Source organism: Streptomyces sp. NPDC030809 (assembly GCF_055572195.1).
This window is the reverse complement of sequence record NZ_JBVIDV010000017.1, coordinates 18,209-34,996: the sequence shown is the minus strand read 5'-3', so window position 1 is coordinate 34,996 and position 16,788 is coordinate 18,209. Positions and strand designations below refer to the sequence as shown.

Annotated in this window: 16 protein-coding genes; 10 read left to right on the top strand and 6 right to left on the bottom strand. The window is 74.8% G+C overall.

What is annotated here, in order from left to right; genetic code table 11:
• Positions 1–119: 119 nt before the first annotated feature.
• The 8 genes from ACZ407_RS22395 to ACZ407_RS22360 all read left to right on the top strand — a co-directional run bounded on the left by ACZ407_RS22395 (position 120) and on the right by ACZ407_RS22360 (position 7,834).
• The gene (locus ACZ407_RS22395) at positions 120–1,271 is read left to right on the top strand and encodes an IMP dehydrogenase (RefSeq protein ID WP_468130858.1); all 1,152 of its coding nucleotides are present in this window, start codon (positions 120–122) and stop codon (positions 1,269–1,271) included.
• Between the two features lie 77 nt (positions 1,272–1,348).
• Positions 1,349–1,600, top strand: a complete 252-nt coding sequence (locus tag ACZ407_RS22390) for a glycosyltransferase (protein WP_468130856.1) — start codon at positions 1,349–1,351, stop codon at positions 1,598–1,600.
• Between the two features lie 144 nt (positions 1,601–1,744).
• Entirely contained in the window at positions 1,745–1,966 is a 222-nt protein-coding gene (locus tag ACZ407_RS22385) for a hypothetical protein (protein WP_468130854.1), read from the top strand.
• Positions 1,967–2,243: 277 nt separating this feature from the next.
• Positions 2,244–3,071, top strand: coding sequence for an inositol monophosphatase family protein (locus ACZ407_RS22380; RefSeq protein WP_468130852.1), 828 nt, complete (start codon positions 2,244–2,246; stop codon positions 3,069–3,071).
• Between the two features lie 71 nt (positions 3,072–3,142).
• The gene (locus ACZ407_RS22375) at positions 3,143–4,561 is read left to right on the top strand and encodes a phytoene desaturase family protein (RefSeq protein WP_468130850.1); all 1,419 of its coding nucleotides are present in this window, start codon (positions 3,143–3,145) and stop codon (positions 4,559–4,561) included.
• A 76-nt stretch (positions 4,562–4,637) separates the two neighbouring features.
• The gene (locus tag ACZ407_RS22370) at positions 4,638–5,147 is read left to right on the top strand and encodes an O-acetyl-ADP-ribose deacetylase (RefSeq protein ID WP_468130848.1); all 510 of its coding nucleotides are present in this window, start codon (positions 4,638–4,640) and stop codon (positions 5,145–5,147) included.
• Between the two features lie 179 nt (positions 5,148–5,326).
• Positions 5,327–6,472, top strand: a complete 1,146-nt coding sequence (locus tag ACZ407_RS22365; protein ID WP_468130846.1) for a molybdopterin-dependent oxidoreductase — start codon at positions 5,327–5,329, stop codon at positions 6,470–6,472.
• A 15-nt stretch (positions 6,473–6,487) separates the two neighbouring features.
• Positions 6,488–7,834: an MBL fold metallo-hydrolase gene (locus tag ACZ407_RS22360; protein ID WP_468130844.1), complete on the top strand. Its 1,347-nt coding sequence runs from the start codon at positions 6,488–6,490 to the stop codon at positions 7,832–7,834.
• 447 nt (positions 7,835–8,281) lie between these two features.
• On the opposite strand, the gene ACZ407_RS22355 is transcribed toward ACZ407_RS22360, so the two are convergent.
• Positions 8,282–9,433 (bottom strand): glycerate kinase, encoded by a 1,152-nt coding sequence (locus tag ACZ407_RS22355; protein ID WP_468130842.1) that lies wholly within the window; start codon positions 9,431–9,433, stop codon positions 8,282–8,284.
• A gap of 142 nt (positions 9,434–9,575) precedes the next feature.
• Here ACZ407_RS22355 and ACZ407_RS22350 point away from each other — a divergent pair, with 142 nt between their 5' ends.
• Together ACZ407_RS22350 and ACZ407_RS22345 are read left to right on the top strand one after the other, a co-directional pair.
• The gene (locus ACZ407_RS22350; RefSeq protein WP_468130840.1) at positions 9,576–11,324 is read left to right on the top strand and encodes a BCCT family transporter; all 1,749 of its coding nucleotides are present in this window, start codon (positions 9,576–9,578) and stop codon (positions 11,322–11,324) included.
• Between the two features lie 81 nt (positions 11,325–11,405).
• Positions 11,406–11,897: an NUDIX domain-containing protein gene (locus ACZ407_RS22345; RefSeq protein WP_468130838.1), complete on the top strand. Its 492-nt coding sequence runs from the start codon at positions 11,406–11,408 to the stop codon at positions 11,895–11,897.
• A 133-nt stretch (positions 11,898–12,030) separates the two neighbouring features.
• Here the strand turns inward: ACZ407_RS22345 and ACZ407_RS22340 are convergent, their stop codons facing one another.
• The 5 genes from ACZ407_RS22340 to ACZ407_RS22320 all read right to left on the bottom strand — a co-directional run bounded on the left by ACZ407_RS22340 (position 12,031) and on the right by ACZ407_RS22320 (position 16,673).
• A complete protein-coding gene (locus tag ACZ407_RS22340; RefSeq protein ID WP_468130836.1) occupies positions 12,031–12,543 on the bottom strand; it encodes a methylated-DNA--[protein]-cysteine S-methyltransferase in 513 nt (170 codons plus the stop codon).
• Between the two features lie 113 nt (positions 12,544–12,656).
• Positions 12,657–14,132 (bottom strand): AlkA N-terminal domain-containing protein, encoded by a 1,476-nt coding sequence (locus tag ACZ407_RS22335; protein WP_468130834.1) that lies wholly within the window; start codon positions 14,130–14,132, stop codon positions 12,657–12,659.
• Between the two features lie 49 nt (positions 14,133–14,181).
• On the bottom strand, positions 14,182–14,913 hold the full coding sequence (locus tag ACZ407_RS22330; protein WP_468130832.1) for a hypothetical protein: 732 nt from the start codon (positions 14,911–14,913) through the stop codon (positions 14,182–14,184).
• A 250-nt stretch (positions 14,914–15,163) separates the two neighbouring features.
• Entirely contained in the window at positions 15,164–15,946 is a 783-nt protein-coding gene (gene pssA, locus ACZ407_RS22325; protein WP_468131101.1) for a CDP-diacylglycerol--serine O-phosphatidyltransferase, read from the bottom strand.
• A 70-nt stretch (positions 15,947–16,016) separates the two neighbouring features.
• Entirely contained in the window at positions 16,017–16,673 is a 657-nt protein-coding gene (locus tag ACZ407_RS22320; protein ID WP_468130830.1) for a phosphatidylserine decarboxylase, read from the bottom strand.
• Positions 16,674–16,788 lie beyond the last annotated feature (115 nt).

Sequence of the window (16,788 nt, the reverse complement as noted above, 5' to 3'; positions counted from 1 at the left end):
GCCTGTGCAGCACCGCGCAGGTCGGGTCTGTAGTGCCCTGCCGGCGGCGACGGGCTGCACTGCCCGCACGAGCCTCGCCGGCCACCCGTACCGGGCGCAGGCTCCTTTCAGGAGACGACGTGAAAATCCTTCCCGAGATCTCTCGTACGCTGAGCGAGTACCTCCTCCTCCCGGGGCTGACCACAGAAGACTGCACGCCGGACAACGTGGACCTCGGGGCGCCGCTGGTGCGCCACCGGGTCGGCGAGGAGTCGCGGATCCGGGTCGCCACCCCCCTCGTGAGCGCCATCATGCAGGCGGTGTCCTCACCCGTGATGGCAGTGGCACTCGCCCGGGCCGGCGGGCTTTCGTTCATCCACCAGAACCAGCCGGCCGAGGACCAGGCCGCGGACGTGCAGGCGGTGAAGCAGCGCGAGGCCGCCCAACTGCCCGGTCGGCACGGGACCGTGGACGGCGCGGGGCGGCTGCGCGTGGGTGCCGGCATCAACTCCCGTGATTTCAAGGACCGCATCCCCGCACTCGTGGCGGCCGGCGCAGACCTGCTCTGCCTGGACTCCTCCGACGGATATTCCGAATACCAGGCGAAGACACTGGAGTTCGCCCGCACGGAGTACGGGGACGCGGTGCCGGTCGGCGCGGGCAACGTGGTCGACGGGCGGGCCTTCCGCTACCTGGCCGAGGCGGGTGCGGCCTTCGTGAAGGTCGGCATCGGGGGCGGGGCCATCTGCACCACGCGGGCCCAGAAGGGGATCGGCCGCGGGCAGGCCTCCGCACTGCTCGACGTGGTGGCGGCGCGCGACGACTACGCCCGCGAGACGGGCGTGTACGTGCCGCTGTGCTGCGACGGGGGTCTGCTGAACGACTCCCACATGGCGGTGGCACTGGCCATGGGCGCGGATTTCATCATGCTCGGCCGGTACTTCGCCCGGCTGGACGAGAGCCCCTCGCGCAAGCTGCAGATCGGCGGCCAGTGGTACAAGGAGTACTGGGGCGAGGGCTCGCGGCGGGCACAGAACGCGGCCCGCTACGGCCAGGGCGGCCGGATGCTCTTCGAAGAGGGCGTGGACGGCTACGTGCCGTACGCCGGCAGCCTCGAGGACAACGTGGAGCGGACCCGGGCGAAGCTGATCGCCACGATGATCAGCTGCGGGTCGACCAACCTGCGTGACTTCCACCGGGACGCGGTGCTGGTCCCGGTGTCGGCGGAGTCGTTCAAGCAGACCGGGGCGGAGATCGAGGTGCGCCGGCCCGCCATCGACGCCGGGGAGTGACGCGACCGGCCGGGCTGCCCCCGGCCGGTACGGCCGCGGGGCGGCCTCATCCCGGCGGTCGGAGCCGGGAGGCCGTCGTGGGGACCACGATCACCCGGCTGCGCGCCGACTTCCCCGGCGCGCACGTCTGGGTGATCGACGACGACAGAGAGGACCGCACCGGTGCGATCGTTACGGCCCTCGCCCAAGAGGGCCGGCGGGTGCACCTGGTCCGCCGGGTGCGGCCGGAGGCCCGTACCGGCAAGGGGGAGGCGCTCAACGCCGTGTACGAGCAGCTCGGCGAGTTCCTCCCGGCGGACGCCGACCGGGACCGGTCGTGGTGTGCGTGATCGACGCGGACGGGCGGCTGGAGCCGGGCGCCCTGGCCCCCGGCAGAGGCCGGCCGGCTTCGGCGACCCCGAGACCGGCGCGTCCAGGTCAGCGTCCGGAGGCGCAACGCGGGCGGGGCCCGGCCGCTGCCCGACCGCGGCCGGGTGGCCAACGCGGCCGCCCGGCTGCCTGTCCGCGTCCAGGACATGGAGTTCGCCGTGTCCCATGCCGGCCTGCAGATGCTGCGCATGCGCACCGGTTCCGTGGGACTCGGCGGCAACGGGCAGTTCACCCGGCTCTCCGCCCTGGACCGGATCGCCGGGGCGGAGAGCCGCCCCTGGCGCTGGGCGCCCTGCCGGAGGACTACGAGCTCGGCCTGCACATGATCCTGGCCGGCCACCGGATCACCGACATCACCGACACCCGGGTCTCCCGGGAGCGCCTGCCGTACGCGCGGCGCCTGCTCGCCCAGCGCACCCGGTGGGGCGCAGGGCAACATGCAGTGCGCGCGCTACGCCCCGAAGACTGCGCGGCCGGACCGGCTGGGCCAAGACCCGCCGCAACGCCGAACTGCCGGTCGCGGGCCCGGCGGCCGTCGAGGCGTAACCCGGAGGTCACCCGAACACGGTGGGGATTTCCTCCCCTTCGTGATGTGATGGGGCCATGATCGAAGAATTTCTGGCACGCGGCCTGTCCGATGTCGAGGAAGCCGTCCGCAAGGCGGCGGCGGCCGAGATCATGCCGAGGTTCCGGCAGCTCGCCGAGCACGAGGTGGACCAGAAGAGCGGTCCGCACGACCTCGTGACGATCGCCGACCGCAGCGCCGAGGAGCACCTCACCGACTCCCTCACCCGCCTGCTCCCCGGCTCGGTCGTGGTGGGGGAGGAGGCCGTCCACGCCGACCCCGCCGTCTACGGGGCGCTGCGCGAGGAGGCCCCGGTCTGGATCGTCGACCCGGTTGACGGCACCCGCCAGTTCGTGAACGGCGAACCCGGCTTCTGTACCCTCGTCGCCCTCGCCCGGCGCGGCGAGATCCTCGCCTCCTGGACGTACGCACCCGCCCTGGAGGAGATGTCGACCGCCGTGCGCGGGGCCGGGGCCTTCGTCAACGGGGAGCGGATCCACAGCGGTTCGCCCGAACCCGGGGCGGACCTGCGCGTCGCCACCGCCCACCCGCTCTACACCAGCGCGCACGACAAGGCGGTGCTGGCCCGCCTCGACGTGCCGGGCATCGCCCCCCGGGCCTGTGGCTCGGCCGGGCTGGAGTACCTGAAGGTGGCCCGCGGCGAGATGGACGCCCTCGCCTTCACCTGGCCCTCGGCCTGGGACCACGCGGCCGGGCTGCTGCTCGTCGCCGAGGCGGGCGGGGCCCAGACCACCGTCGCGGGAGAGCCCTTCCGGGTGGACCGGGACAACGCCCTGCCGTTCGCCGTGGGCCGCGACCTGGCCACCGCCGAACGGATCCGGGACCTGCTGCGAGGCGGGGCATAGAGCCGTTCGAGCAGGGCGCACTACCCTGAGCCCCTGAGGCCAGTGCCGCCGGCAGACGAAGGAGTCCGAAGGTGCCGTCGATTCTCGATGCGGTCGTCGTAGGGGCCGGTCCCAATGGGCTGACGGCCGCGGTCGAACTGGCCAGACGCGGTTTCTCCGTCGCGCTGTTCGAGGCCGGCGGGACGGTCGGCGGGGGCGCGCGCACCGAGGAACTGACCCTGCCCGGCTTCCGGCACGACCCCTGCTCCGCGGTGCACCCGCTGGGCGCCGGCTCTCCGGTGTTCAAGACCATGCCGCTGGAGCGGTACGGGCTGGAGTGGCTGCACGCCCCGCTGCCGATGGCGCACCCCTTCGACGACGGCAGTGCCGCCGTGCTCTCGCGCTCGGTGGCCGAGACCGCGGCCTCCTTCGGCCCCCGCGACGCGGGTGCGTACCGCAGGCTGCTCGCGCCCTTCCTCGGCCGCTGGGACACCCTGGCCCGCGACTTCATGTCGCTGCCGGGCACGGCGCTGCCGCGGGACCCCGCCACCCTGGCCCGGTTCGGGCTGGCCGGGCTGCCGCCGTCCACCTGGCTGCTGCGCCGGTTCCGGGACGAGCCGGCCCGCGCCCTGTTCGCCGGGCTGGTCGCCCACGTGATCGCCCCGCTCTCCGGCCTCGGCACCAGCGCGGTCGGCCTGGTCTTCGCGCTCGCCGCGCACGAGGGCGGCTGGCCGATGGCGCGCGGGGGCTCGCAGTCGCTGTCCGACGCGCTGGCCGCGTACCTGAAGGACCTCGGCGGGCAGGTGCACACCGATTTCGAGGTCAAGCGCCTGGACGACCTCCCGCCGGCCCGCGCGTACGTCTTCGACACCTCGCCGGCCGCCCTCGCCCGGATCGCCCGCCTGGGCAACGCCTACGACCGCTACCGCTACGGCGCCGCCGCCTTCAAGATCGACTACGCCCTGTCCGGGCCGGTGCCGTGGACGGCCCCGGAGGCCCGCCGCGCCGGGACCGTGCAGGTCGGCCCGCGGCTGCGGGACATCGACGCCGCCCTGCAACTTGCAGCGGGCGGCCGCGCCCCCCGCAACCCCTTCCTGATCACCGCGCAGCCCAGCCTCGTGGACCCCTCCCGCGCCCCCGAGGGCAAGCACGTCTTCTGGGCGTACGGGCACGTGCCGCACGGCTGGGAGGGCGACCTCACCGAGGCCGTGGAACGGCAGCTGGAACGCTTCGCACCCGGCTTCCGCGACCTGGTCCTGGCCCGCGCCACCGCCGGCCCGCCCGAACTCGCCCGGCGCAACCCCAACTACATCGGCGGGGACATCGCCTGCGGCGCCGCCTCCGGCCTCCAGCTCCTGATCCGCCCCCGCCTCTCCCTGCGCCCGTACGCCACCCCGCACCCGGCCGTCTTCCTGTGCTCCTCGGCCACCCCGCCGGGCCCCGGGGTGCACGGGATGTCGGGCCACAACGCGGCCAAGGCGGTGTGGCGCCGGCTGCGGCACGCCTCCTGACGGGCCGCCGGCCCGCCCGGCCCGCCCGCCCGCTACCGTCGGCACCGTGGCCCGGCCGGGCCGGAAGGGACAGCCGATGGTGCACGTGACCCTGGTGCAGGGCGACATCACACAACAGGAAGCCGACGCGGTGGTCAACGCCGCCAACTCCTCGCTGCTGGGCGGCGGCGGGGTGGACGGCGCCATCCACCGCCGCGGCGGTCCGGAGATCCTCGACGCGTGCCGCAAGCTGCGCGCCTCCCACTACGGCAAGGGCCTGCCGACCGGCCGGGCCGTCGCCACCACCGCCGGCCGGCTCCCGGCCCGCTGGGTGATCCACACCGTCGGCCCGGTCTGGTCCCGCGAGGAGGACCGCAGCGCACTGCTCGCCTCCTGCTACCGGGAGTCGCTGCGCGTCGCCGACGAGCTGGGCGCCCGTACGGTGGCCTTCCCGGCGATCTCCACCGGCGTCTACGGCTGGCCCATGGACGACGGGGCCCGGATCGCGGTCGAGACCGTACGCACCACGCCCACCTCGGTCGAGGAGGTCCGCTTCGTCCTCTTCGACGCACAGGCCTACGCGGCCTTCGAGGCCGCCCTCGCCTGAAACCGCTCCGGTCCCGACCCGCGAAACGGCGCGGTCAGGGCCGGGGCCCGGCGCTCCGCCGGGCGGCCCGGCGGCCCGGACGTAAGCTGGAGGGGATGCGCGTCCCGCCCGGTGCGAGCCCGACCGGAGGTGCCGACATGACCGCAGCGCCAGCACCGACAGCACGCGGGCGCGGAGCCGTGACCTGGGAACCCGAGCCCGTCACGGCCGAGCCCTACAACGCGCAGACCCCCGCCGCGGCCCTGGCCGAGGACCCGACCCCCGTCTCCGCCCTCTTCGTACGCGACCACTTCGGCGTCCCCGAAACCGCCCCGGCCGACTGGCGCCTGGGCATCGGCGGCGCCGCGGCCGCGCCCTTCGCGCTCACGTACGCGGACCTGCTCGGCCTGGAGCGCCGCGAACTCGACGTGGTCGTCGAATGCGCGGGCAACGGCCGCTCGCTCATGTCCCCGAGGCCGCCCGGACTCGCCTGGGGGCAGCGGGCGGTGGGCTGCACCCGCGTGGCCGGAGTGCCCTTCGCCGTGCTCGCCGCCCGCGCCCGCTTCGACCCGCGGACCGTCGAGGTCGTCTTCACCGGGGCCGACTCCGGCACCGTGCACGGCCGCCGCACCCCCTTCGCGCGCAGCCTGCCCCTGGACGCCGCCGTCCACCCCGACACCCTGCTCGTCACGCACATGAACGGCGAGCCGCTCGCGCCCGCGCACGGGGCCCCCGTCCGGCTCGTGGTCCCCGGCCGGTACGCGGTGGCCGACGTGAAGTGGCTGGTCGCCGCCGAGGCCGTCACCGAACCCTTCACCGGCGTCTTCCAGACCGAGGAGTACCTGTACGAGGAGGCCCGCGGCACCCCCGAGGGCCCCGTCACGGCCATCCGCGTCAAGTCCCTCATCACCGCCCCCGAACCGGACGAGGACCTGCGCCGCGGCCGCGAGACCGTGGTGACCGGGCGGGCCTGGTCCGGCGGCGGGGTACCGGTACGGCGGGTGGAGGTGCGGGCCGTGTACGCGGGCGACCCGGCGGACGTGGCCGGCGGCGGGTACGGCGCGGACGGCGGCGTCGGGGCGGACGGCGGCGTCGGGGCGGACGACGGCGACGGGACGGCCGGCGGAGACGGGGCGGCCTGGCACGAGGCCGTGCTCGAACCGACCTCCGGCCCCTACGCCTGGACCACCTGGTCCCACCGCTGGACGCCCGCCCGCCCCGGCCCCTACACCCTGCTGTCCCGCGCCACCGACGCGCAGGGCGAGACCCAGCCGGACCGCGCCCCCTGGAACGCCCACGGCTACGGCTGCAACCCCGTGGCCCGCGTGGACGTGGTCGTCGTCTGAAGGACCGGTGCCGCGATGACCGAGATCGAGATCATGACCACCGCCTCCCTCGGAGACACCAGCTACCTCCTGGTCAGCGGCGACGAGGCGGCCGTGATCGACCCGCAGCGCGACAGCTGGGAGCTGGTCGGGGCCTGCGCCGCCCGCGGGGTGCGGATCCGGTACGCCCTGGAGACCCACGTCCACAACGACTACGTCTCGGGGGCCGTCGAGGTCCGCGCGGCCACCGGGGCCGTCATCGCGGGCCCCGCCCGCGCCCCGTACGCCTTCGACCACCTCGGGCTGGCCGAGGACGACGAGATCCGCATCGGGGACGCGACCGTACGGGCCATGGAGACGCCCGGCCACACCGCCGAGCACACCTCGTACCTCCTCTTCGACGGTGCGCGCCCCGAGCCCGCCGCCGTCTTCACCGGCGGCAGCCTGCTCGTGGGCACCGCGGGCCGCACCGACCTCTCCGGGGAGGCGCACACCGAGGAGCTCGCCCGGGCCCAGTACCGCTCGCTGCGCCGGCTCGCCCTGCTGCCGGACACCACCCGGGTGCTGCCCACCCACGGCGCGGGCAGCTCCTGCGCGGCCGGCCCGGCCGCCGGGGAGCGGACCAGCACGATGGGAGCCGAGCGCCGCACCAACCCGGCGCTGACCGCCGCAGACGAGGAGGCCTTCGTGCACGGGCGGATGTCCGGCCTGCCGCCGTACCCCGCCTACTACCACCACATGGCGCCCTTGAACCGGGCCGGCCCGCGGGTCCTCGGCGGCCTGCCCGCGCTCCGGGCCCTGACCCCTGCGGTGGTCGAGGGCTTGGTCGGCGGCGGGGCGCAGGTCCTGGACGGGCGCGACCGCGCCGAGTTCGCCGCCGGGCACCTGCCGGGCTCGCTCTGCGAGGAACTGGACGAGCGCTTCGCGAGCCTGGTCGCGGAAGTGGTGCCCTTCGGTACCCGGCTGGTCCTCGTCCTGCCCGAACCGGAGGCGGAAGCGGGCCGCGAGGCCACGCGGCAGCTGCTGCGCATCGGTTACGAGGACATCGCGGGGCGGCTCGCCGGCGGGGTGGGTGCGTGGGCGGCGGCGGGGCGGCCGCTGCGGTCCTTCCCCACGGCCGGTGCGGCCGCGCTGGCCGGGCGGATCGGGGACCGGCTGGTCCTGGACGTCCGCCCCGAACGGCCGGAGGGCGGGGTCCCCGGCACCCGCGCCATCCCCCTCGCGGAGCTGCCGCGGCGGATCGGCGAGGTGCCGCGGGGGCGGCCGGTCTGGACGGTGTGCGGCAGCGGCCGCCGCGCGACGATTGCAGCTGCGCTGCTGGAACGGGCCGGCCACGCCGTCACCGCCGTCACCACGGGCGGCGCCCCCGACCTCCTCCCCTGACCCCGACCCCGCCGGGGCTCCGAGGCTCCGCCCCGGACCCCCGCGCCGCAAGCTCCCCCAGCCCTGGGTGGATGGGATGTACGGGGCGTGGTCGGGCCCGCTTCCCGAGCCGAGGGCCGCCGCGTGGTTTCGGGGCTCCGCCCCGGACCCCGGTCCTCGAACGCCGGACGGGCCGGATTGCCCCGGGAAGCCGCCGGGCCCCGTCAGGGGTGGTGGGTGCGGCGGTAGGAGTAGGCCGCGGCCGTCAGGACGGACAGGGTGCACCACGCCCCCGCCACCACGCCGATCCACCCCAGCACGCCCATACCCGCCCCCGTTCCCGTCCCGCCGGGCGCCACCATCCGCCCGGGAAGGGCATACCCGGCCGGGGGACCCGCCAAAGACGGGAACCCCCCACCCGGCGGGAGGCCGGGCGGGGGGTTCCGTACGACCGCGGACCGCCCGCGGTCAGAGCACGTCTGCGGCGATGTTCGCGGCCACCCGCTCCAGCAGCGGCCCCGCATCCGCGATGCACTTCGCCGTGTCCGGCTCGATCTCCGTGAGCGGGTACGCCCGCCGGATCCCGGCCGCCTGCAGGGCCTCCTGCGGCAGGGCGAGCCGCCCGCAGACCGCGACGACCGCCTTGCCGGCCGCCCGCGCGGCCGCGGCGACACCCGCCGGCGCCTTGCCGTGCAGGGTCTGCTCGTCGAGCGAGCCCTCGCCCGTGATGACCAGTGTGGCCCGCTCCAGCGCGGGGGCGAAGCCGAGCACGTCGAGCATCAGCTCGATGCCGGGGCGGAAGCTCGCCCCCAGCCCGACCAGCGCGCCGTAGCCGATGCCGCCCGCGCCGCCCGCACCCGGGGCCACCGCGCACTCGGCCGCCTTCGGGCCGATGGCCTTCTCCAGCACGGTCACGTAGTGGGCCAGGGCCGCGTCCAGTGCGGCCACGTCCTCGGGCGTGGCACCCTTCTGCGGGCCGTAGACCGCCGGCGCACCCTTCGGGCCGGTCAGCGGATTGTCGACATCGCTCGCCAGCACCAGCTCGACCCCGGCGAACCGCGGGTCGAGGCCGGACAGGTCCGCGGAGGCCAGGTCCGCGAGCGGACCGCCGCCGGGGCCCACGGGCTTCCCCTCGGCGTCCAGGAACACCGCGCCCAGCGCCGCCAGCATGCCCGCACCGCCGTCGGTGGTGGCGCTGCCGCCGACCCCGAAGACGATCGTCGTGGCCCCCGCGTCCAGCGCCGCCCGCAGCAGCTCGCCCGAGCCGTACGTGGTCGAGGTCAGCGGGGCGAACACGCCCTGGGGGAGCAGCTGGAGCCCGGAGGCCTCCGCCATCTCCACCACGGCGGTGCCGTCGCGCAGGGCGAAAGCGGCCGTGACCTGCTCGCCGAGCGGGCCGGTGACCCGTACCTCCCGGCGCTCGAAGCCGGCGGCCACGGCGGCGGCGACGGTACCGTCACCGCCGTCCGCCACGGGGAGGGTCTCCACCTCCACCCCGGGGACAGCGGCCTTCAGCCCGGCCGTCACCCGCTCCGCGACCTGCACGGCCGTGAGCGAGCCCTTGAATTTGTCCGCGGCGATGAGTACGCGCGCGGCCTCAGTTACTGCTCCGTCCGCCACCTTGCTGATCCCTTGCTATCGAACGTGCAGTCGCGCCACCCCGAGCCTATCCGGAGGATCCTCCTATGCCCATGGGTGCCCTGGGTCACACCCGGCGTGCCACGCCGGAAAAGGGTGATATTCACCCTCATAGTGGGTCGGCATGAGGACGGATTCACTGGACCAGCCATCGGAGGCGGCTCCGGCCGCGGCCCCGGGCGCCCCGGGAGACCCCCGGTCGGCCGAGGACACCCCGCCCGACCGTGCGGTGGTCGCCATCGGGATCGCGACGGTGCTGGCCGTGGTGGCGTGGGCCGCGCTCGCCAAGGGGTCGTTCGACCGGGCCTCGGGCACCGCCCTCGCCTGGGTCCTGGACAACTTCGCCTGGCTCTTCGTGATCGCCGCCGACCTCTTCCTGGTCATGTGCGTGGTCCTGGCCGTCAGCCGGTTCGGGCGGATCCGGCTGGGTGCGGACGACTCCGAGCCGGAGTTCACCACCTCGGCCTGGATCGCGATGATGTTCAGCGCCGGCATGGGCATCGGCCTCATGTTCTACGGGGTCGGGGAGCCGCTCACCCACTACCTCAGCCCGCCGCCGGCCACCGGTGCCCAGCCCGGCACCGGGGCCGCCGCCCGCGCGGCGATGGAGTACTCCTTCTTCCACTGGACCCTCACCCCCTGGGCGATCTACGGCATCGTCGGCCTGGCCCTCGCCTACGCGACCTTCCGCAAGCGCCGAGGCAACCGGCTCAGCTCCGCCTTCGTCCCGCTCATGGGCGCCCGGCGGGCGGACGGCTGGCAGGGCCGGGCCATCGACCTGCTGGCCGTGTTCGCCACCGTCTTCGGCACCGCCACCAGCCTGGGCCTGGGCACGCTCCAGGTGGCCGAGGGCCTGAACCTCACCGCCGGGGTCGAGGACTCCAAGGCGGTCGAGCTGATCATCATCGGCGCGCTGTCCGCCGCCTTCGTCCTCTCCGCCTTCTCCGGCTTGCACAAGGGCGTGAAGTGGCTGTCCAGCATCAACATCGTGCTGGCCGCCGCCCTGATGCTGTTCGTCTTCGTGCTCGGCCCGACCGTCTACGTGCTCGACGTCATCCCCGCGAGCGTCGGCGGCTACCTGCACGAGCTGGTGCCCATGGCCAGCCGCACCGGCGCCTTCACCGACGCGGCCTGGCTCGGCACGTGGACCGTCTTCTACTGGGCCTGGTGGCTGTCCTGGGCCCCGTTCGTCGGCACGTTCATCGCCCGGATCTCCCGCGGCCGGACCATCCGCGAGTTCCTCGTCGGGGTCCTGCTGGTGCCCAGCGGGGCGACCGTCGTCTGGTTCTGCGTCATGGGCGGCACCGCGATCCGGCTGGACTCCACCGGGGCCGCCGACCTGGCCGCCAAGGTCAAGGACGGGGCGGAGGCCTCCCTCTTCGCGATGCTCGACGCGCTGCCGCTCGGCACCGCCACCTCCTGGGTGGCCATGGTCCTCGTCATGACGTACTTCGTGACCAGTGCGGACTCCGCCTCCCTGGTCATGGGTTCGCTCACCAGCCGGGGCTCCCTGCACCCGCCGACCTGGCTGGTGGTCACCTGGGGCGTGCTCATGGCCGCCGTGGCCGCGGTGCTCCTCGTCGCGGGCGGGCTGAAATCCCTCCAGACCGCGACCATCCTCGTCGCCCTGCCCTTCGTGGTCGTCATGCTGCTGCTGTGCTGGGCGCTCGTACGGGAGCTGCGCGCGGACCCCGGGGCGGGACCCGCCCGGCACCCCGCACTGCACGGGCTGCGGGACGCGGTCAAGGCGATGGTCGGCGAGGCCATCACCGAACAGGGCGCGGACCGCCACCCCCGGCTGCGCCGGGCGGCCGAATCCCGCCGCGACCGCGAGGAGCCGGGCGGCAACCGGGGCGGCACCCCGGGCGCATGACCGGGGCCCCGGACCCGCCGCCGGCACGGCGGTCCGCACGGCCCGTCTCGTACCCGCCCCGCCCGGCTAGGGTGAGCCGACGTGACCACCACTGACTACGCCGACTACATCGCCGGCCTGCCCAAGGTGCTGGCCGGGGCCGCCGCGCTGTTCCGGGACGCCGAGGGCCGCGTCCTGCTCGTCGAACCCAACTACCGCGAGGGCTGGGCCCTGCCCGGGGGCACCATCGAGTCCGACCGGGACGAGTCCCCCCGGCAGGCGGCCCGCCGCGAGAGCGCGGAGGAGATCGGCCTCGACCTGCCGCTCGGCAGGCTGCTCGCCGTGGACTGGGTGCCCGGCCCGGGCCGCCCGCCGCTCGTCGCGTACGTCTTCGACGGCGGGGTGCTCGACCCCGCGCAGTTCGCCGCCATCCGCCTCCAGGAGGAGGAGCTCTTGTCCTGGCGGCTGGTGCCCCGCGCGGAACTCGCCGACTACCTCCCGGGCCAGCTGGCCGTGCGCATCGAATCCGCGTACGAGGTACTGGCCGGCGGAGCCGGCGCCGCCGAGCTGGAGAACGGCCGACCGGTCCACTGACCGCCCTGCCCGGCCCGCCAGGCCCTCGAACCGGAGGAGCCCGACCACGCCCGCCGCCGCGCGGCTCGGCCCGTGACGGCGGGTACGGCGGGACGGGGCGGGCACGAGCCCGTGTCCGCCCCGGCGCCGCCCGTCAGAACAGGGCTTCCGCCGCGGCCGGGGCGCGCCCGCTCTCGAAGGCCAGCAGCCGCTGCTTGCGGTCCAGGCCGCCGCCGTAGCCGGTCATGCCGCCGGAGGCCCCGATCACCCGGTGGCAGGGCACGATGATGCCGACCGGGTTCCTGCCGTTGGCCAGGCCCACGGCCCGGGAGGCCCCCGGCTTGCCCAGGCGCGCGGCGAGCTCGCCGTACGACCAGGTCTCGCCGTACGGGATCTGCACCAGCTGCGCCCAGACGCTGCGCTGGAACTCCGTGCCCTCCATCCGCAGCGGCAGGTCGAAATTCCTGAGCTCCCCCGCGAAGTAGGCGGCGAGCTGCCGCACCGCCTCGGGGAACGGCTCCTCCTCGGCCGCGACCCGCGGGCCGAAGGACTCCTCGGCCGGCCGGTGCCGCTGCCCGGTCATGTAGAGGCCGCTGAGGACCCCCTCCGTGGCGACCAGCGTGAGCGGGCCGTACGGGCTGTCGATGACGGTGTGCTGTCGTTCCATGGCGGGGTTTCTCCAGGTCGGGCGGTCGGGAGGGAAGTCGGTGCGGGCGGTGGGGCGGCGGGTCGGGCCCGGGTGCTCGGCCCGGTGGTCGGCCGGGTGCTCGGCCGGAGTGGTCAGACGGGCATGAGGTTGACCGGGTGGTCGTCCGTGGCCCACAGGTGCTGGACCGCGTACGCCCGCCAGGGCCGCCAGGCGGCCGCCCGGGCGGTCAGCGCGGCCGGGGTGTGCGGCAGTCCCAGCCCCCGCGCGGCCCGGCGGATCCCCAGGTCGGAGGGGAGGAACGCGTCCGGATCGCCGAGCGCGCGCATCGCGATCACCTCCACGGTCCACGGCCCGAACCCCGGCAGCCCCGAGAGCCGGTCCCGCGCGAGCTCCCAGTCGCTGTCGATGCCGAGCGGCAGCGAGCCGTCGGCCAGGGCGCCGACCAGGGTGGTCAGGGTGGCCCGGCGGCTGCGGGGCAGGGCCAGCGCCTCCGGATCGAGCGCGGCCAGCTCGGCCATCGACGGGAACAGGCGGGTCAGCCCGCCCTCCGGGTCCTCGATCCGCTCCCCGTGCGCCAGCACCAGCCGGCCGGCGTGCGTCCGGGCCGCCGCGGTGGACACCTGCTGCCCGAGCACCGCCCGTACGGCGAACTCCGCGGCGTCCACGGTACGCGGCACCCGGCGCCCCGGGGCCTTGGCCACCAGCGGGGCCAGCAGCGGGTCCGTGGACAGCTGCTCGTCCACGGCCGCCGGGTCGGCGTCCAGGTCGAGCAGCCAGCGGCAGCGGCTGATGGCGATGGTCAGGTCGCGCAGGTCGGTCAGCGCGAGCCGGCACTCGACGTGCCCGTCCCGGGGGGCGAGGGCCGCGACCCCGGTGCCGAACGGCAGCCGCAGCGTGCGCCGGTAGGCCCCGTCGCGCCACTCCTCGACCCCCGGCACGGCGGTCGCGGCGAGGTGCCCGAACAGGTTGTCGGGGTGCAGCGGGGCCCGGTACGGCAGGCGGAGCGAGAGCACGCCGGGGGTCTGGGGGCCGGCCTGCGGGCCCCGGGCGGCGCGGGTGCGCAGCTCGGTGGGCGAGAGGGCGAAGACCTCGCGGACCGTGTCGTTGAAGGTCCGGATGGAGGAGAAGCCGGCGGCGAAGGCGACGTCCGCCATGGGCAGGGCGGAGGTCTCGATGAGCAGCCGTGCGGTCTGGGCCCGCTGGGCCCGGGCCAGGGCCAGCGGTCCGGCGCCGAGCTCGGCGTTGAGCTGGCGCTCGATCTGCCGGGCCGAGTACCCGAGGCGGGTGGCGAGTCCCTGCACCCCCTCGCGGTCCACCACCCCGTCCCGGATGAGCCGCATGGCCCGGGCCACGCTGTCGGCGCGCGCGTTCCACTCGGGGGAGCCGGGGCTGGTGTCGGGTCGGCACCGCTTGCACGCCCGGAAACCGGCCTGCTGGCAGGCGGCGGCGCTGGGCAGGAAGGTCATGTTCTCGACCTTCGGGGGTACGGCCGGGCAGCTGGGCCGGCAGTAGATCCGGGTGGTCAGGACGGCGGTGAAGAACCATCCGTCGAACCGGGCGTCCTTCGACTGCACGGCGCGCACGCAGCGCTCGGTGTCGGTGTGCATGCCTCAAGCATCGGTCACGCCCCCCGCCCCGGCTGGCGGTTTTCCGACATCAAGATTCCCGCACCCGCAGCGTCCAGTCCCCCTGCGCGTGTACGTCGAGGTAGAACGGGCCGGCGCCGTGGAGGCGGGAAGTGGGTGTCGAACGGTGGTTCCCGATCGCGTTGACGGGCATGTCGAGGCGGGTGCCGTCGGCGCTGAGCAACCGGACGATGAAGTTGCCCTCGCCGGTGTGGACGGCCGTCAGCTGCACCGTGCCCGTACCCGCGAACGGGCCCTCCAGCCGGTCGCCGTGCCCGGCGTAGTCGCGGGGCAGGGCGGCGGGTCGGGTGTCCTCCGGGCGGCCGAGGCGTACGGTCCACGCCGCGTCGGCATCCACCTTCAGGTAGTGGGGCCCGCCGCCGAGCCGGGCGCCGCGGGTTCCTTCGTACGGGCCCACGCCGATCACCGGGAAGGCCACGGGAGTCCCGTCCCCGTCCAGGACCTCGACCAGGAAGCTCGTGCGGCAGGCCGGACAGGAGGCGGTGATCCGGGCGAGCCCGGGCGGGAAGGTGAACTCCTTGGTCACCTGGTGGCCGGAGCCGGTGAACTCGACGGGGGCGGGGGGCTGCTGCCGGGCCGGTGCGGCGGACGCGGACGCAGATGCGGACGCTGATGCTGATGCAGGCGTGGCGGGAGGTGTCGCGGCGGGGGTCTCGTGGGCGTCCTTCGGGGACGGGTCCGGCAGCAGACCGATCAGGACGAGCCCGAGGAAGGCGGCGATGGCGGAGGCGGCGGCGATCACGAGGCCGGTCCGGATGCGGCTCCGCCGTCGGCCCGGGCCCTGCAGGGGCCCCCTCGGGGGGCCGGAGGGACGGTCCATGAACCCACGATGAGCCACGCCGGGCCGACCGCAACCCGGCTCCTGTCCCGCCGCCGGGACACCCGGTACCGCGCCCCGGGGCTCCGCCCCCGGAAGCCGCCCCGCGGCGGGGATGCAGAAGGGCCCCGGACTCCTGAGCGGGGTCCGGGGCCCTTCGGGCCGGGGTGGGGCGTCAGCGGGCGCCCGTGGCCCTGGCCTCGCGCCGGTTGTTGCGGAACGTGTTCGCCCGCCGGGTGGTCGCGAAGAGCGGGATGGTGGCCGCCATCGCGATCTGGAGCGCGCAGCCGGTCTGGAGCAGCATCTGGCCGCCCGGCGCGTCGAACGCCCAGGCCGCCAGCAGGCCCATCGCCCCGACGATCCAGCTGAGCATCGCCACCGCGAGGACACCCCGCGGCTTGGGGTACTCGACCCGGCTCACCATCAGCCAGGCCACGCCGACGATCGCCAGCAGGGTCGGCACGAACGGCAGCTCCAGCAGCACGATCGAGACGACCGTCAGCGCGCCGAAGGGGCTCGGCATGCCCTGGAACATGCCGTCCTTCATCGTCACGCAGCTGAATCTCGCCAGCCTGAGCACCACGGCCAGCAGCACCACGATCGCGGCCAGGGCCGACATCTTCTGGTGCGCGTCGTCGGCGACCATGCCGTAGACCAGCACGAAGTACGCCGGCGCCAGGCCGAAGCTGATCAGGTCCGACAGGTTGTCCAGCTCCGCACCCATCGGCGAGCTGCGCAGCTTGCGCGCCACGAGCCCGTCGAACAGGTCGAAGACGGCCGCGAGCAGCATCAGTATCACCGCGGTCGCCGCGCTGTGACGCGCCATGCCGGACTCGCCACTGCCCGTGAGGTGCGGGATGAGGATTCCGGTGGTGGTGAAGTACACCGCCATGAACCCGCAGGTCGCATTGCCGAGGGTGAGGGTGTCGGCTATCGACAGCCGCAGCGAGAGGGGCATCTCCTCGCCGTCGGTCTCTTCCTCGGCCGCCGGGACCCAGTCCGCCTGGGGCTGTGAACGGGTCTCGGGATCAGTCACGGTCAATTCGAGTCACTCCCGCCGTGGTGGCCTGACCGACCTCGACCGCGACCTCGACACCCTCCGGGAGGTAGATGTCGACGCGCGAGCCGAAGCGGATCAGACCGATGCGTTCGCCCTGCTCCACCTTGGTGCCCGCGGGCACGTACGGGACGATGCGACGGGCGACGGCGCCCGCGATCTGCACCATCTCGATGTCTCCGAGCTCGGTGTCGAAGTGCCAGACAACGCGCTCGTTGTTCTCGCTCTCCTTGTTGAACGCCGGGACGAACCCGCCCGGGACGTGCTCCACGGACGTCACCGTGCCCGCGAGGGGCGCGCGGTTGACGTGGACGTTCAGCGGGCTCATGAAGATCGCGACCCGGGTCCGCCCGTCCTTCCACGGCATGATGCTCTGCACCACACCGTCGGCCGGCGAGATGACTCGGCCCTGGGCGATCTCGCGCTCGGGGTCGCGGAAGAACCACAGCATGCCCGCCGCGAGAGCGGTGGTGGGCACGGCTGCGGCCGCCCAGCGTCCGGACTTGCGGGCCCGGACGAGGCTGAGCGCCGCAGTGGCGACGGTCGGCAGAAGCCACGGCGATGCTCCGCGCGCGAGGCGTACGCCGGCGAGGCTGTCTCGGTGTGCAGAGGTTTGGCTGTGGGGCATGGATGACCTTCGTAGCGGGTGGTTGCCGCGCCGTAAACGGGGGGACGGGACGGCGGCTGTACTGGAATGCTATCGGTTGCACGCAACAACTGGGCAAGCCAGAAGCCGAGTCGGT

Coding starts and splice junctions, on each gene's coding strand:
- ACZ407_RS22380 (WP_468130852.1), top strand. CDS start 2,244: ATGATCGAAGAATTTCTGGCACGCGGCCTGTCCGATGTCGAGGAAGCC.
- ACZ407_RS22370 (WP_468130848.1), top strand. CDS start 4,638: ATGGTGCACGTGACCCTGGTGCAGGGCGACATCACACAACAGGAAGCC.
- ACZ407_RS22360 (WP_468130844.1), top strand. CDS start 6,488: ATGACCGAGATCGAGATCATGACCACCGCCTCCCTCGGAGACACCAGC.
- ACZ407_RS22350 (WP_468130840.1), top strand. CDS start 9,576: ATGAGGACGGATTCACTGGACCAGCCATCGGAGGCGGCTCCGGCCGCG.
- ACZ407_RS22340 (WP_468130836.1), bottom strand. CDS start 12,543: ATGGAACGACAGCACACCGTCATCGACAGCCCGTACGGCCCGCTCACG.
- ACZ407_RS22335 (WP_468130834.1), bottom strand. CDS start 14,132: ATGCACACCGACACCGAGCGCTGCGTGCGCGCCGTGCAGTCGAAGGAC.
- pssA (WP_468131101.1), bottom strand. CDS start 15,946: ATGCCCCTCTCGCTGCGGCTGTCGATAGCCGACACCCTCACCCTCGGC.
- ACZ407_RS22320 (WP_468130830.1), bottom strand. CDS start 16,673: ATGCCCCACAGCCAAACCTCTGCACACCGAGACAGCCTCGCCGGCGTA.